The sequence below is a fragment of the Promicromonospora sp. MS192 genome, assembly GCF_049532985.1.
In the GTDB taxonomy this organism is placed as follows: domain Bacteria; phylum Actinomycetota; class Actinomycetes; order Actinomycetales; family Cellulomonadaceae; genus Promicromonospora.
The window spans coordinates 3,999,841-4,013,906 of the sequence record NZ_CP186693.1 but is presented as its reverse complement, the minus strand read 5'-3'; the positions used below and the strand labels follow the sequence as shown (position 1 = coordinate 4,013,906).

The following is a 14,066-nucleotide window of genomic DNA, read 5'->3' as shown; positions in this document are numbered from 1 at the left end:
GGCCGTCGGCGCGACCTACGCTCCCTGCCATGCCTCCGGAATCCCTGCGCGTCGCCATGGTCGGAACCCGCGGCGTCCCCGCCCGGTACGGCGGGTTCGAGACCGCGGTCGAGGAGATCGGGGCTCGCCTGGCGGACCGCGGGCACGCCGTGCGCGTCTACTGCCGCGCTGCGCCCCGCGCGCAGGGCTCCGAGGCTGCTGCGACTCCTCCAGCGACTCCTCCCGTGACTCCGTCCACGGCCTACCGCGGCATGGAGCTCGTGACGCTCCCGGCGATGCGTCGCCGCTCGCTGGAGACGCTCAGCCACACCGCGCTCTCGGTGGCCCACCTGGTGCGGCACCGTACCGACGTCGCATTCGTGTTCAACGCCGCCAACGCGCCCCTGCTGCCCGTCGTCCGCGCGGCCCGGATCCCCGTGGCCACGCACGTCGACGGCCTCGAGTGGCGGCGTGCCAAGTGGGGCCCGGTCGGTCAGCGGTACTACCGCGCCGCCGAGACGGCCGCCGTCCGGCTCTCGGACGCGCTGATCGCCGACGCGCAGGGCATCGCCGACTACTACCGCGACGAGTACGCCGCCGAGAGCCGGCTCATCGCGTACGGGGCGCCGGTGCTGACCGCCGCCGGGCACGACCGCCTCGCCGAGCTCGACCTCGAACCCGGCGGGTACCACCTCGTGGTCGCGCGGTTCGAGCCCGAGAACCACGTCGACGTGATCGTCGAGGGATACGTCGGCAGCGACGGGGCGCTCCCGCTCGTCGTCGTCGGCTCGGCGCCGTACGCGCACGAGCACACGCGCCGCATCGAGTCGCTCGCCGCGGGCGACCCGCGCGTGCGCCTGCTCGGCGGCGTCTGGGACCAGGAACTGCTCGACCAGCTCTACGCCGGCGCGCTCACCTACCTGCACGGCCACTCCGTGGGCGGCACCAACCCGTCGCTGCTGCGTGCCATCGGCGGCGGGACGGCGACGATCGCCTACGACGTCGGCTTCAACCGCGAGGTGCTCGGCACCCACGGGCGGTACTTCCGCACGGCCCCCGACGTCGGTGCGCGCGTGCACGAGGCCGAGCAGGACCCCGAGGGCTGCGAGCTGCGGGGCAAGGCCCTCGCCGAGCGCGCCCGGGCCTACGACTGGGACGACGTCGCCGACGGCTACGAGCGGCTCGCCCGTGACCTCGCGGCCGGGAGCACGCCGGGGCCGAAGCGGTTCGCACGCCGCCTGGGTGCGGAGCAGTGGGCCCGATGAGCACCGAGGTCCGGGAGTCCTACGGCGCCGTGCTCGCCCGCCTCGGCACGGCCCAGAAGGGTGCTGCCCGGGGCGCGCCCGCCTACTCGCGGTTCGTCAACCGGCGCATCGGCCGCTACCTCGCCGCCGCCGCGTACCGGGCGGGCCTGACACCGAACGCCGTCACCGGCGTGAGCGCGCTGTTCACGTTCAGCGGCATCGCGCTGCTCGTCGCGCTGCCGCCGTCCTGGGGCCAGGGCGCCGCCGTCGCGGCTCTGCTCGTGCTCGGCTACGCCTGGGACTCGGCCGACGGGCAGGTGGCCCGCCTCACCGGCACGGGCAGCCCCGCCGGGGAGTGGCTCGACCACGTGGTCGACGCCGTCAAGGTCGTCACCCTGCCGCTCGCGCTCGGCGTCGGGTTCGCCCTGCACGACGTCGTCCCGCCCGCCTGGCTGCTCGTGCCCGTCGTGTCCGCGGTGACCAGCAGCGTGCTGTTCTTCGCGATGATCCTCACCGAGCAGCTCCGTCGCGCCCACGGCGTGCAGTCCGTCGCACCCACCGGTGGCCGTGCCCCCTGGCTGCGGTCCGTGCTCGTGCTGCCCACCGACTACGGCGTGCTGTGCTGGACGTTCCTGCTGCTGGGCGCGCCCACGGTGTTCTTCGGCGTGTACACGGCGATCACGGCGGCCACGACCGCGTTCCTCGCGCTCGCGCTCACCAAGTGGTTCCGCGAGGTGCGCACGCTGTGAGCCGGCTCGCCGGCCCGCTCGCCGATGTCGCACTGGTCGTCGTCAGCTACGGGTCGTCGGGTCTGCTCGCGGCGAACCTGCCCCGGACCGTCGGCGACAGCGGCGTGCGCGTGGTCGTGGTCGACAGCTTCAGCGGCACTGCCGAGCGCGCAGCCGTGACCCGGCTCGCGGCCGAGCACGGGTGGGACCTGCTCGCCCCGGACGTCAACACGGGGTTCGGCGGCGGGTCCAACCTCGGCGCCGCCCACGCGCTCGCGAAGGGCGCCCGGGTGCTCGTCCTCCTCAATCCCGACGCGTGGACCGACCCCGACGGCCTCGCGGCGCTCGCGGACGCCGCCCGCGCGCCGGGTCCCGTGCTCGTCGCGCCGCGGGTCCTGCGTCCCGACGGCCGCGTGTACTCGCGCGGGCTGACCTACCTCAGCCTGCGCGACGGCACCATGAGCGGCCGCCGCAGGAGCTCCGACGACGTGCCCTGGCTCAGCGGCGCCTGCCTCGCGCTCGGCGCGGACCTGTGGACGGCGCTCGGCGGGTTCGACGAGGACTACTTCCTGTACTGGGAGGACGTCGATCTCTCGTGGCGCGCGCAGCAGATCGGCGCGCGGCTCGACGTGGTCGAGGACGCGCACGTGGTGCATGACGAGGGCGGCACGCAGGAGTCGCGCGGACGGGCCAAGAGCGAGACGTACTACCGCTACGACATCCGCAACCGGATGCTGTTCGCACGCAAGAACCTCGGGCCGGCCGCCGTGCGGCGGTGGCGCCGGACGCTGCTGAGCGCCGCGCGTGCGGTGGCGCTGCGGGGCGGGCGCAGGCAGTTCGTCGAGGGGGTCGCGCCGTGGCGCGGGGTGGCGCGCGGCGTGGTGGAGGCGCTGGGACGCTGAGGCGCGGTGCGGCGCGCGGTCACTCCGCCGGGGTCGCCCCGGCGCCGGCCGCCGGCGCGGGCCGGCGCAGCCTGCGCCGCACCCACAGCGTGTTCGGCACCACCTGGCAGACGAGCACGGAGGCCGCCGTCGCCCACACCGGCCCGGCGGCGCCGAGGTGCGGGATGAGCCACCAGGTCAGCCCCAGGTTGAGCGGCACCATGAGCACGATGGGCAGCACCTGGGCGCGCAGGCCCGCCGCGTCGGTCATGTACATGCCGACGGGGTACTTGGCCGCCTGCACCACGGTGAACACGACGAACGCCGCGACGAGCGGCAGCCCCAGACCGAACGCGCCGTCCGTGACCAGGGGGACGACCACGGGCAGCAGCGCGGTGAGCACCAGGGCCAGCGCGATCCCCGCGCCGGTGAAGACCAGCGACGCGCGGAACGGCGACGCCTTGACGGACTCGCTCCGGGCGCGCGCGAAGTGCGGCCACAGCGCCAGCCCGGCCGTGGCGACGGCAGCCAGGACGACGCCGAAGAGCTGGGCGGCGAGGTTGTACCGCGCGAGGTCGAGGCCGGTGCCCTGGTGGCTGAGCAGGATGCGCCCGGTCTGCATCGCGACCGGCAGGGAGACCATCTGCACGAGCATGGGCCACGCGAGGTGGAACACCCGCACGCCGGGCACCGCACGGACGCGGGGCACGTCGCGCAGGGCCGCGCCCACCTGGGGCCGGAGCAGCCGGGCGGCCGTCACGAGCAGGACGACGCCGACCACCGCCGAGGCCACGTAGGTGGCCAGCGCGAGGAACGAGGAGTCGCCCAGGGCCAGGACCACGAGAACGCCCGCCATGACGAGCGGGGCGGTGAGCCCGGTGAGCGCGGTCTGCAGCGGGTTGCGGCCCAGGCCGACGAGGATGCGTGCGCCGACGCCGCACGGCAGCGCGATACCGAGCACGACCACGCACACGGTGGCGGTCAGCGCACCACCCTCGAGCAGACCGGGGCCGAGCAGGACGGGCCACCACCCGAGCGCGCCCAGCAGCACCCCGACGGCGACGATCGTCAGGCCCGAGCCCACGAGGATCCGGAAGGCGCTGGTGAGCGTCCTGCGGACGGCGGGGTCGTCGTTCGCGTGCGCCGAGCCGGCCACCGCGTTGACCACCACGGCGGCCATGCCGAGATCCGCGAACGGGACGAGCGACGGCAACGTCGACAGCAAGCCGTACTGCGCGTACTGCGCCACCCCCGCCTGCTCGATGACGAGCCGGGCGGTCACCATGCCGAGCAGGCCCGACAGCCCGGTGACCACCACCTGCACCACGGCGCTGCTGCCGACCGCGCGCCAGGGGGCCCCGCGGCTCGTCGTGGTGCGGGTGTCGGTCATGCGGGGACCTCGGCCCGGCCGGCGGACCGGGAACGAGACAGCGCCGTGCGGTACACGTCGAGGTGGGCCTGGCCGGCGTCGTCCCACTCGCGTGCGCCCAGGTCCGGCGACGGCGCGCGCGGGACGCGTGCCGCGGTGAGTGCCCGCGTCAGGTCCTCGGCCGTCAGCTCGCCCGTGAAGGTGTGGATCCAGCCGGGGCCGACCTCGGCCGCGAGGTCGGCGTTGACCGAGGTGTCCGGCACGAGCACGGGCCGGTCGAGCGAGAGCGCGGCGAGCACCGTCCCGGAGTTGTGCATGAACCGGTAGGGGAGCACCACGAGCTCGGCGGCGGTCACGGCGGCGACCAGCTCGTCGTCGGAGAGGAAGGTGAGGCGCAGGGTGATGCGCGGGTCGCCGGCCGCCAGGCCCGTGACCGTGGCGGCGAGCTCGGGGGTCGACGCGGCGCCCGCGACCTCGAGGGACACGTCCGGGGCCGTGGTGGCACGGAACGCCTCGACCAGGCCCTCGACGCCCTTGTACCGGCGCACCAGGCCGACGTACTGGAACCGGCCCGGCACGGTCGCGGCCCACGGGCCGGTGTACCAGTCGCGGTAGTGGCCGTGCGGGATGGTCGTCACCGGTCCGGGGCACTCGGTGCGGTCGTTGAGCACGATGCGGTGGGTCGTCAGCCGGTCGAACCAGCGCAGGAGGAGCCGCTGGGCCGGGCCCGCGTCGGCGGGCAGACCCACGTTGTGCACGGTGCGGACCACGGGCGTGCGCGTGACCGTCAGCCGGAGCAGCAGCAGCGCGGCGAGCAGCCAGCGCGCGACGCGGCCGGTCAGGCGGCGGCCGCCGAGGCCCGTGACGGTCTCGGGCCAGTGCAGGTGCACCACGTCGTACCGGCCGAGCAGCGCGGCCCGGCCTGTGAAGGTGACCACCTCGACGTCCGGCGTGCGGCGCAGGGCCGCCGTGAGCATCGTGATGTACGGGTTGGTCGTCGCGCGCGGCTCACGGTGCGAGGTGAGGACACGGACGGTGGTCATGCGGGTACCTCCGTCGTCGCACCGAGGGCCGTGCGGTACAGGTCCTCGACCACGCCGGGCAACCGCGCTCGGGACCAGCGGTCCGACGGCGTGCCCGGGCGCTCGGCGACCTCCTCGAGCCGGGCCGCGAGGCTGCCCACGACGTCGCCGGCGAGGTCGGCCGTGCGGGCGTTGGGCCCGGCCAGCAGGGGCACCCCGCCGAGCGGCAGGCAGACCACCGGGCGCCCGAGCGCGCTCGCCTCGGCGGCGACCCAGCCCGCCTGGTCGTGCATCGACGGGAAGAGCATCGCGTCGCTGTCCGCGATCGCCTCCAGCACCTCGGTGCGAGGCCGGTGCCCGTGGAAGACGACCCTGTCCTGCACGCCGCGCCGCCGCGCCAGGCGGCCGAGCGCCGCGCGCTCGTAGCCCGTGCCGTAGACGTGCAGCTCCCAGCCCGTCGTCCGGGCCAGGGCCTCGACGGCCAGCCGCCCGCCCTTCCAGGCCAGGAGCCGGCCGACGAACACGGCACGCCTCGGCCCGGCGCTCGTGCCCGTGTGGCCCGTGCCGGCGGGCCGGGCGCGCGCCGGAAGGTCGTCGTCGAGCGCGGCGTTCGCCTCGACGACCACGTGGCGCGCCCGCCGGAACCGGTGCGCCACGTCAGCGTTCTGCGCCACGACGACGGCCGCCCGGCGGGCCGCTGCGTCGCCCCACAGGGCGCGCAGCGGCGCGGTGAGCAGACCGCGCAGCAGCTCCGTCGCCGTGCCGCGGACGCCGAGCCGGCGCACCAGGCGCAGCGGGACGGTGCTCGCCCCGCCGACGGGGCCCCAGACCACGGGCAGGCCGGGCACGCGGGCCAGGCCGCACGGCAGCCAGTCGTTCGCGAACGTTACGTGGTGGCCCAGGTCGAAGGGCTCGGCCGCGTGCAGGGCGGCGGCCCGCCGCGCGAGCGCGCGCTGCCACAGCACGTAGTACCAGTACACGTCCCAGCCCCGCCGCTTGAGGGCGAGGACCCGGTCCGACAGGTCCAGGTACTCGACCGTCAGGGTCCCTGCGAGCTCCGGCTCGGCCGCCAGCGCCGCGGTGACGGCGGGCTCGAACCGGCGCCGCGTGACGACGTGGACCCGGTGGGTGCGCGCGGCGGCCCGGGCGAACGCCCACCCCGCGGCGGCCTCCGGCTCGTCGCCCGGACCGCACGCGTAGGCGCTGACCAGGACGCGCGGGTGAACCTGCTGCACGGGTCTCGTCTCTCCGGGGGATCTGAGGGCTGGCCACGCTACGGTAACTGCCGGATCCGCCGTCATGGGGCGGTCGGAAGGGTGATTGTCGTGGGCACAGGCGAGCGGGAACGGCTGATGGTCGCCGTGCTGACCTACCGGCGCCCCGACCGCATCGCGGCCCTCGTCCCCGCGCTCGTCGCGCAGGCGGCTGACCTCGAGCGGCGGGGCGGCCCCGACGTCGCGGCGAGCGTGCTCGTCGTCGACAACGACCCGGCGGGTACGGGCGCCCGTGCCGTGGACGACGTCCGGCCCGCCGGGCAGGGCTGGCCCGTCACGACCGTGGTCGAGCCGGAGCCCGGCATCGCCGCCGCCCGCAACCGCGCGCTGCGCGCCGGCGCCGACCACGACCTGCTCGTGTTCGTGGACGACGACGAGGTGCCCGGCGAGGGCTGGCTCGCCGCGCTCTGGACCACCTACCGGGAGACCGGCGCGCAGGCCGTCACGGGACCGGTCACCTCCACCTTCGAGGCCGAGCCGGACCCGTGGGTCCGCGCGGGCGGCTTCTACGACCGGGCGCACCGCGCCGGCCTCGCCACCGGCACCGTCGTGCGCACGGCCGCCACCAACAACCTGCTGCTCGACCTGCGGGCCGTCCGCCGCGCCGGCCTCGCGTTCGACCCCGCCCTCGGCCTGTCCGGCGGCGAGGACACCCACTTCACCAGGGCGCTCACCGCCGCGGGCGGCCGCATCGTCTGGTGCACCGAGGCCGTCGTGGCCGACGTCGTGCCCGCCGACCGGCTGACCCGCGAGTACCTCCTGGCCCGGACGGCGGGGCTGGCGAACTCCTCGGCCCGCGTGGCCCTCCTGCTCGCGCCCGGCGCGCTCGCCCGCGCCCGGGTACGCGCCCGGACCCTGGCCGCCGGGCTGGCCCGCTGCGCCGTCGGGTCGGCGCAGACGCTGCTCGCGGCCGTCCGGTCCGACGTCGCGGGCGACGCCCGGGGGCGCCGCGCGCTCGCGCGGTCGCGGGGCGAGCTGCTCGCCGTCGCCGGGCGGGTGCTGCTGCCGTACGCCCGGCAGGGGTGAACTCCGGCGCCCGGCGGCGTCACCGGCCGCGGGCGGGATTACGCTCCCGGACATGCCCGCAACGTTCCCCCTCACCCGGCGTCGGCTCGTGCTCGGCCTCGCGCTGGTCCTCGTGGTGGTGGCCGCCCTCGTCGCGGTGCTCGCGCTCCGGGGCGGCGACGGTCCCGAGGCGGCGGGGACGACGGCGTCGCCGTCGGCGACCGCATCGCCCGCGGGCGGCGCGCAGGACGACGGAGCCGACGAGGGCGGGGCGGGCGACGAGGGCGGAGCAGGCGACGAGGGCACGGACGAGGGCACGGACGAGGGCGACGCCGAGCCCGGTGGCGACGCCGAGCCCGGCAGCGACGCCGGCACGGACGACGGGAGCGGCGAGCCCGCCACCCGCGAGACCCTCGCCCCGCGACCGTTCGACGCCCCGGCCACGCCGCAGCCCGGCGTCACCGTCGCCGTCGCCGAGGTCGAGGAGGTCGAGGGCGAGGCGAACCTGCCCGGCGAGGTCGGCGGCCCGGCACTCCGGTTCACGATCGACGTCACGAACGACACGGGCGAGACGCTGGACCTGCGCACCATCGTGGTGAACGCCTACTACGGTCCGGACCGCACGCCCGCGAACCAGCTGCTCAAGCCCGGTGGCAAGGCGTTCGAGGCCGAGTCCGCCGACGGGAGGACGGCCCGTGGGGCGTTCGTCTTCACGGTGCCGGCCGACCAGCAGGACCGCGTCGAGCTCGAGGTCGACCCGGGCGTCGGTTCGCCGGTCATCCTCTTCACCGGCGCCTGATATCGCGAGATCACCCGCCATTCACCCCGGTTTGCGAGGGCTGACCGCCGTGTCCGCTATTAGCGTGACGCACAACGGTCTTCGCAGGTTCACACCGCCCCGGCCCCTCGGCCCGGCCGGCCACTCCTCCGCAGCAGCTCTCTTCCCAGTGAGGTCCTCGTGTCTCCTCTCCCCGTGCCCGGTCGGCGGATCTCCGCCGTCCTGGCGAGCATGACGCTCGTCGTCACGTCGCTGGTGACGGCGCCGACGGCGTCTGCCGGCGTCGAACAGGCCCCCGTGGCCACGGCCGAGGTCGCCGACCCGGTCACCGTGTCCGCCGACGCCCTGCCGACCGTCCAGGTCGACGGCGTCGTCTGGAAGCAGGTCATCGTCGGCACCAAGGTCTACGTCGGCGGCGAGTTCCAGAACGCGCGCCCGGCCGGCGCGGCGCCCGGCACCAACCAGGTGCCCCGCACGCACCTCCTGGCCTACGACCTGAACACGGGCGTGCTCGACACGTCGTTCAACCACACGCTCAACGGCAACGTCACCGACCTGGCAGCCTCCCCGGACGGCACGCGGCTGTACGTCGTGGGCGGCTTCACCACGGTCGACGGCGCCACGCGGAACCGCATCGCGGCCTTCAACCTGCCCAGCGGCACCCTGAACACGTCGTTCGCGCCGAGCATGAACGGCAACACGAAGGCCGTCGCCGCCACGAACACGACCGTCTACGCGGGCGGGTACTTCTCCGCGGTGAACGGCAACACGCGCTACCGCGTCGCGGCCATCAACGCCTCGAACGGCGTCGCGCTGACCGGGTTCCGGCCCGTCGTCGACGACCGCCAGGTGCAGTCCATCGTGGTGTCGCCGGACGAGCAGTCGGTGGTCATCTCGGGCACGTTCACCTCGGTGAACTCCGACACCGCGAACGGCTACGGCCTGGCCTGGCTGGACGCCGCGACCGGCGCCACCAAGCCGCTGCCGGTCAACTCCCGCATCCGTAACGCCGGCGACAACTCCAGCATCATGCGTGTCGCCAGCGACGGCGAGGCGGGCTGGTACGGCGTCGGCTGGCACTTCGGCCGGGGCGGCACCACCGAGGGCACGTTCCGGGTGAGCTGGGCCGACGGTCAGCTCGTCTGGCTCGAGGACTGCCACGGCGACACGTACGACGTCGTGCCGCTCGGCGGCGTCGTCTACACCGCCAGCCACAAGCACTACTGCGGCAACAGCGGCGGGTTCCCGCAGACCGAGCCGTGGTCGTTCTACCACTCGACCGCGTGGATCAACGAGGTGCGCGGCACCAACACGCGTGACATCTACGGCTACCCGGACCACCCGGGCACGCCGCGGCCCGAGCTGCTCACCTGGTACCCGCAGACGGACGTCGGCACGTACACGGGCAAGAACCAGGCCGTCTGGACGGTCACGGGCAACGACGACTATGTCATCTACGGCGGCGAGTTCCCCAAGGTGAACGGCGCCGTGCAGCAGGGCATCGTCCGGTACGCCAAGCGCTCGGCCGCACCGAACAAGCAGGGGCCGATCGGCTCGGGCGCCGAGCTGAACCCGGCGGTGCGCTCGGTCTCGGCGGGGACGGTCCGGATCAGCTTCACGACCACGTGGGACCGCGACGACGAAGCGCTGACGTACCGCGTCTACCGCGACTCCGAGGCGCAGGCGCCCGTCCACGAGGACACCGTCGCGACGAAGTTCTGGGCCCCTGTGACCCGCAGCGCCCAGGACACGGGTCTGCAGGCCGGCTCGGAGCACCGCTACCGGCTGACGGTCACCGACCCGTCGGGCAACGTGAAGAAGTCCGACTGGGTCTCCGTGACGGTCTCGGCCGCACCGTCCAGCGCCTACGCCAGCACGGTGCTCCAGGACGGCGCGGTCAACTACTGGCGCCTCGGTGAGCCCCAGGGCTCGGCCACGTCGTTCGACTGGTCGAGCGGGGCGGACCTCGCGGTCCCGTCGGCGGTCCGCCTCGGTGCGGCCGGCGCGATCTCGGGCGACTCCAACGGGGCGGCGACGTTCCAGAACTCCTCGGGCAGCCGGCTGGTGTCCCCGCAGCAGATCCAGGGGCCCGACACGTTCTCGGTCGAGGCGTGGATCAAGGGCAGCAGCACGGGCCGCATCGTCGGGTTCGGCAACAACAACAGCTCGACCGGCACGTCGAACCAGACCGACCGGATCCTGTACGTCGACTCGGGCGGCCGGATCAGCTTCGGCGTCAACGACGGCAGCCGGCGTGCCATCCGCTCCCCGGGCCGGGTCGACGACAACGCGTGGCACCACGTGGTGGGCACGCTCGGGGCGGACGGCATGAAGCTGTACGTCGACGGCGCCCTGGCCGCCGAGCGCGCGGCCACGACCCGCGGCCAGGCCATCACCGGCTACTGGCGCATCGGTGCGGACACGCTCGCCAACTGGCCCAACCGGCCGCTGTTCGGGCTGGGTGACCGGTTCAGCGGCACGATCGACGACGTGGCGATCTACCCGAGCGTCCTCTCCGCCGCCGCGGTGCTCGACCACCGCACGGTGGGGCTCGAGGGGCGGCCGAACCGGCCGCCGGTCGCCGAGGCGACCGCGACCATCGACGACCTCGACCTGCAGGTCGACGGCCGCGGCTCGTCCGACCCGGACGGCCCCCTCGCGTCGTACGCCTGGGACTTCGGGGACGGCGAGACGGCGACCGGCGCCCAGGCGACCCACACCTACGCCGCGCCCGGCACGTACACCGTAACGCTCACCGTCACGGACAGCGAGGGCGTCACGGCGCAGGACACCGTCGAGGTCGAGGCGACGGCACCCGCCGAGTTCGCGGTCGACACCTTCGACCGCACGGTGTCCTCGGGCTGGGGCTCGGCCACGAAGGGCGGGGCCTGGACCCTGTCCGGCGCGGCGTCCGGCTACTCCGTGGCCGGCGGTGAGGGCGTCATGGACCTCTCGGCGCCCGGTGCGAACCGCAAGGCACAGCTCCAGGACGTCGCGGCGGCCGACGTCGAGGTGCGCGGGGTGCTCTCGCTCGACGAGATCTCCGACGGCAGCGGCACCTTCGTCTCGCTGACCGGCCGCACCGGTGGGTTCTCCAGCGAGTACCGCGCCAAGGTCTGGGTCAAGGCGACGGGGGCCGTCCAGCTCCAGCTCGTCGCGCTCCAGTCCGCCGAGACGACGCTCGCCGCCGTGAACGTCGCGGACCTGAGCGTCGGACCGGGCGAGCGGCTGGCGGTCCGGTTCCAGGTGACCGGCACCTCGCCCACCACCGTGCGCGCCAAGGTGTGGAAGGCCGGGACGCCGGAGCCGGCGACGTGGCGGCTCACCGCCACCGACTCGACGCCCGACCTGCAGGACGCCGGCGGCGTGGGCTACGCGCTCAGCCTGTCGGGCAACGTGACGACCGGCGCGAACGTCGTCCGGCTGGACGACCTGTGGGCGGGACCGCCCGCGCCGTGACGTCGCCCCGCACCGCGGTCGCCCCAGCCCTGCCGTCCCTCGAGGGACGGCAGGGCTGGGGCGTTGCCGCGACCGGGCTCGCGGTGCTGTGCCTGGTGCTCACGGGCATCAACCGCAACGTCTTCTTCGGCCTGACCCCTGGCCTGGCCCTCGCCCTCGTCCTGCTGCCGCTGTGGGCCCCGCAGCTGCGCAGCTCCCGGTGGGTCACCTGGACGACCGTCCTCGCCGTCGTCTCGGTGGTCTGGGGTGCGTGGCTCACGATCTGGCACGCCGACTCGCGCGGCGTGTCCACCGCGGGGACGCTCGAGGCGAGCTTCGTCGTGCTGGCGTTCGCCTGCGGCATCGGGGCGGCCCTGTGGGCGCGCGGACGCACCTCGGACGCCGTGGTGGGCGTGGCGTTCGGCGTCGGGCTGGTGCTCGGCATCAACCCGGGGAGCGAGACCTTCGCCGAGAACCCCTGGCGGTTCGGGTTCTCCCTGCCGGTCACGGTCCTCGTCCTCGCTTCCGTCTCGCGCTTCCGCAGGCGATGGCTCGACGTCGTGGCCGCACTCGCGCTCGCGGGCGTCTCCGCGCTCAACGGCGGGCGGTCCAGCAGCGCGATCCTGCTCATGGTCGCGCTCCTGGTGGTGTGGCAGTCGTGGGGCCGTCCGGCCTCGTCGCGCCTCGCGGCCCTGCGTACGCTCGTGCTCTTCGGGCTGCTCGCCCTCGGCACCTACTTCTCCGTCCAGGCGGCGATCCTCGAGGGGGCGCTGGGCGAGAGCGCGCAGATGCGCACGGAGCTGCAGCTCTCGACGTCGGGCACGCTCATCACCGGCGGGCGGCCGGAGATCGGCGCGACGCTCGCGCTCATGGCCGAGGCGCCGGCCGGGTTCGGCGGTGGCAGCGTGCCGTCCATGGCGGACCTGCTCGTCGCCAAGTCCGGCATGGCCGCACTGGGGTACGACCCGAACAACGGGTACGTCGAGAACTACATGTTCGGCAGCGGCTTCGAGCTGCACTCGGTGATCGGCGACCTGTGGGCCTGGTGCGGCATCCCGGGTCTGGTGCTCGCCGTCGTGCTGCTGGTGTTCCTCGTGGCGCGCACCGCCGTCCTCACCACGGGGCGGGTCGCCTCCGGACTGGTCCTGTTCCTCGGGGTCAAGTCGCTGTGGAACCTGCTCTTCGCACCGCTGGAGAGCGCCCTCACCGTGCTGATCCTCGCGGTCGCGCTGATGGCCCCCGTCCTGGGGGCGGCACGGAGAGCGGACGGATGACCGGCGTACCCGCGCGGGCCGGGACGCCCGGCCGCGAGGCGTGGATCGACGCGGGCCGGGGCCTCGCCGTCCTGCTCGTGGTGGTCTACCACGCCGCGCGCTGGTTCGACGTGGCGGCATGGGAGCAGGTCAACGACTACCTGTCGGCCGTGCGCATGCCGTTCTTCTTCATGAGCTCCGGGCTGCTCGCCCACCGGGTCGGCGCGCGGGGCGAGGGCGGGATGCCCTGGCGGACCCTCTGGGACCGGCGGCTGCGGCTCTACCTCTGGGTCTTCGTGGTGTGGGAGTGCATCGGCACCGCGTGCTACCTCGCCGGCTTCGCCCTGCGCGGCACGCCGCTCGGGTTCGGCCCGATGCTGCGCGACCTGCTCCTGTCGCCGGTCCGCCCGCAGTTCGAGCTCTGGTTCATCTGGGCCCTGGCGCTGTTCTGCGTGCTCGCGCGGCTGTTGCGCTCCGTCGACCCGCGGTGGCACCTCCTGGTCGCCGCCGTCCCGTCGGTCGTCGCCCTCACCGAGGGGTTCGACCTCGGCAACGTCGGCTGGAACGGCGCGCTCAGGTACTACGTCTTCTTCGTCTGCGGCATGCAGCTGCGCTCGCTCCTGCTCCGGTTCACGCGCACGCCCTGGCCGGTGCGGGTCGCGGTGGTGGCGGGCTGGGCGGCGCTCGCGACCGTCGTCGAGGTCGCCGGACTGCGTCCCGTCGTCGGTATGTACTTCGTCCTGTGCGTCGCGGGCGTCCTCGCGGGCGCCGCGCTCGGCACCTTCCTCGCACGCAGCGCCGCGCTGGTGCGCACGGGCACCTCGACGCTCCCGGTCTACCTGGGGCACACGCCGGTGATCATCCTGGGGTCGTCCGTGGTGTTCGCCCTGACCGGCTCGACGACGCTGCCGCCCGTGGCCGGCCTGCTCGCGGTGCCGGCCGCGACCGTGGTGGCGACGACCCTGTCGCTGCTGCTGCACCGGTGGACGGCGTCGAGCCTGCTGCGCTACCTCTACGCACCCCCGCCGTGGACGGCGTCCCGGCGTGCCGCGGAGCCCGCTGCGCGCCGTGGGCCGTGACCTCGGCTCCACGCCT

Annotated in this window: 11 protein-coding genes; 8 read left to right on the top strand and 3 right to left on the bottom strand. The window is 74.7% G+C overall.

Going from position 1 to position 14,066, the window contains the following annotated elements:
- Window positions 1–29: 29 nt before the first annotated feature.
- Genes ACO229_RS18020 through ACO229_RS18010 form a run of 3 tightly spaced genes read left to right on the top strand, consistent with a single transcriptional unit; the run spans window position 30 to window position 2,853 of the window.
- A complete protein-coding gene (locus ACO229_RS18020) occupies window positions 30–1,244 on the top strand; it encodes a DUF1972 domain-containing protein (protein WP_423462368.1) in 1,215 nt (404 codons plus the stop codon).
- Window positions 1,241–1,972: a CDP-alcohol phosphatidyltransferase family protein gene (locus ACO229_RS18015; RefSeq protein WP_423462367.1), complete on the top strand. Its 732-nt coding sequence runs from the start codon at window positions 1,241–1,243 to the stop codon at window positions 1,970–1,972. Before ACO229_RS18020 ends, ACO229_RS18015 begins: the two co-directional genes overlap by 4 nt.
- Window positions 1,969–2,853: a glycosyltransferase gene (locus ACO229_RS18010; RefSeq protein ID WP_423462366.1), complete on the top strand. Its 885-nt coding sequence runs from the start codon at window positions 1,969–1,971 to the stop codon at window positions 2,851–2,853. The genes ACO229_RS18015 and ACO229_RS18010 overlap by 4 nt, the downstream gene beginning before the upstream one ends.
- A 19-nt stretch (window positions 2,854–2,872) precedes the next feature.
- Here the strand turns inward: ACO229_RS18010 and ACO229_RS18005 are convergent, their stop codons facing one another.
- Genes ACO229_RS18005 through ACO229_RS17995 form a run of 3 tightly spaced genes read right to left on the bottom strand, consistent with a single transcriptional unit; the run spans window position 2,873 to window position 6,458 of the window.
- Window positions 2,873–4,222: a lipopolysaccharide biosynthesis protein gene (locus ACO229_RS18005; RefSeq protein ID WP_423462365.1), complete on the bottom strand. Its 1,350-nt coding sequence runs from the start codon at window positions 4,220–4,222 to the stop codon at window positions 2,873–2,875.
- On the bottom strand, window positions 4,219–5,244 hold the full coding sequence (locus tag ACO229_RS18000) for a glycosyltransferase (RefSeq protein WP_423462364.1): 1,026 nt from the start codon (window positions 5,242–5,244) through the stop codon (window positions 4,219–4,221). The genes ACO229_RS18005 and ACO229_RS18000 overlap by 4 nt, the downstream gene beginning before the upstream one ends.
- Window positions 5,241–6,458, bottom strand: a complete 1,218-nt coding sequence (locus tag ACO229_RS17995) for a glycosyltransferase family 4 protein (protein ID WP_423462363.1) — start codon at window positions 6,456–6,458, stop codon at window positions 5,241–5,243. Before ACO229_RS17995 ends, ACO229_RS18000 begins: the two co-directional genes overlap by 4 nt.
- 90 nt (window positions 6,459–6,548) lie before the next feature.
- Here ACO229_RS17995 and ACO229_RS17990 point away from each other — a divergent pair, with 90 nt between their 5' ends.
- From ACO229_RS17990 to ACO229_RS17970, 5 genes are all read left to right on the top strand, one after another.
- Window positions 6,549–7,523 carry a glycosyltransferase family 2 protein gene (locus ACO229_RS17990; protein ID WP_423462362.1) on the top strand — a complete coding sequence of 325 codons (975 nt, stop codon included), beginning with the start codon at window positions 6,549–6,551 and terminating at the stop codon, window positions 7,521–7,523.
- A 52-nt stretch (window positions 7,524–7,575) separates the two neighbouring features.
- The gene (locus tag ACO229_RS17985; RefSeq protein ID WP_423462361.1) at window positions 7,576–8,301 is read left to right on the top strand and encodes a hypothetical protein; all 726 of its coding nucleotides are present in this window, start codon (window positions 7,576–7,578) and stop codon (window positions 8,299–8,301) included.
- A gap of 159 nt (window positions 8,302–8,460) precedes the next feature.
- On the top strand, window positions 8,461–11,739 hold the full coding sequence (locus ACO229_RS17980; protein ID WP_423462360.1) for a LamG-like jellyroll fold domain-containing protein: 3,279 nt from the start codon (window positions 8,461–8,463) through the stop codon (window positions 11,737–11,739).
- Window positions 11,736–12,992 carry a hypothetical protein gene (locus ACO229_RS17975; RefSeq protein ID WP_423462359.1) on the top strand — a complete coding sequence of 419 codons (1,257 nt, stop codon included), beginning with the start codon at window positions 11,736–11,738 and terminating at the stop codon, window positions 12,990–12,992. The genes ACO229_RS17980 and ACO229_RS17975 overlap by 4 nt, the downstream gene beginning before the upstream one ends.
- Complete coding sequence (locus tag ACO229_RS17970; RefSeq protein WP_423462358.1) at window positions 12,989–14,050, top strand: acyltransferase family protein; 1,062 nt, start codon at window positions 12,989–12,991, stop codon at window positions 14,048–14,050. The genes ACO229_RS17975 and ACO229_RS17970 overlap by 4 nt, the downstream gene beginning before the upstream one ends.
- Window positions 14,051–14,066: the final 16 nt, after the last annotated feature.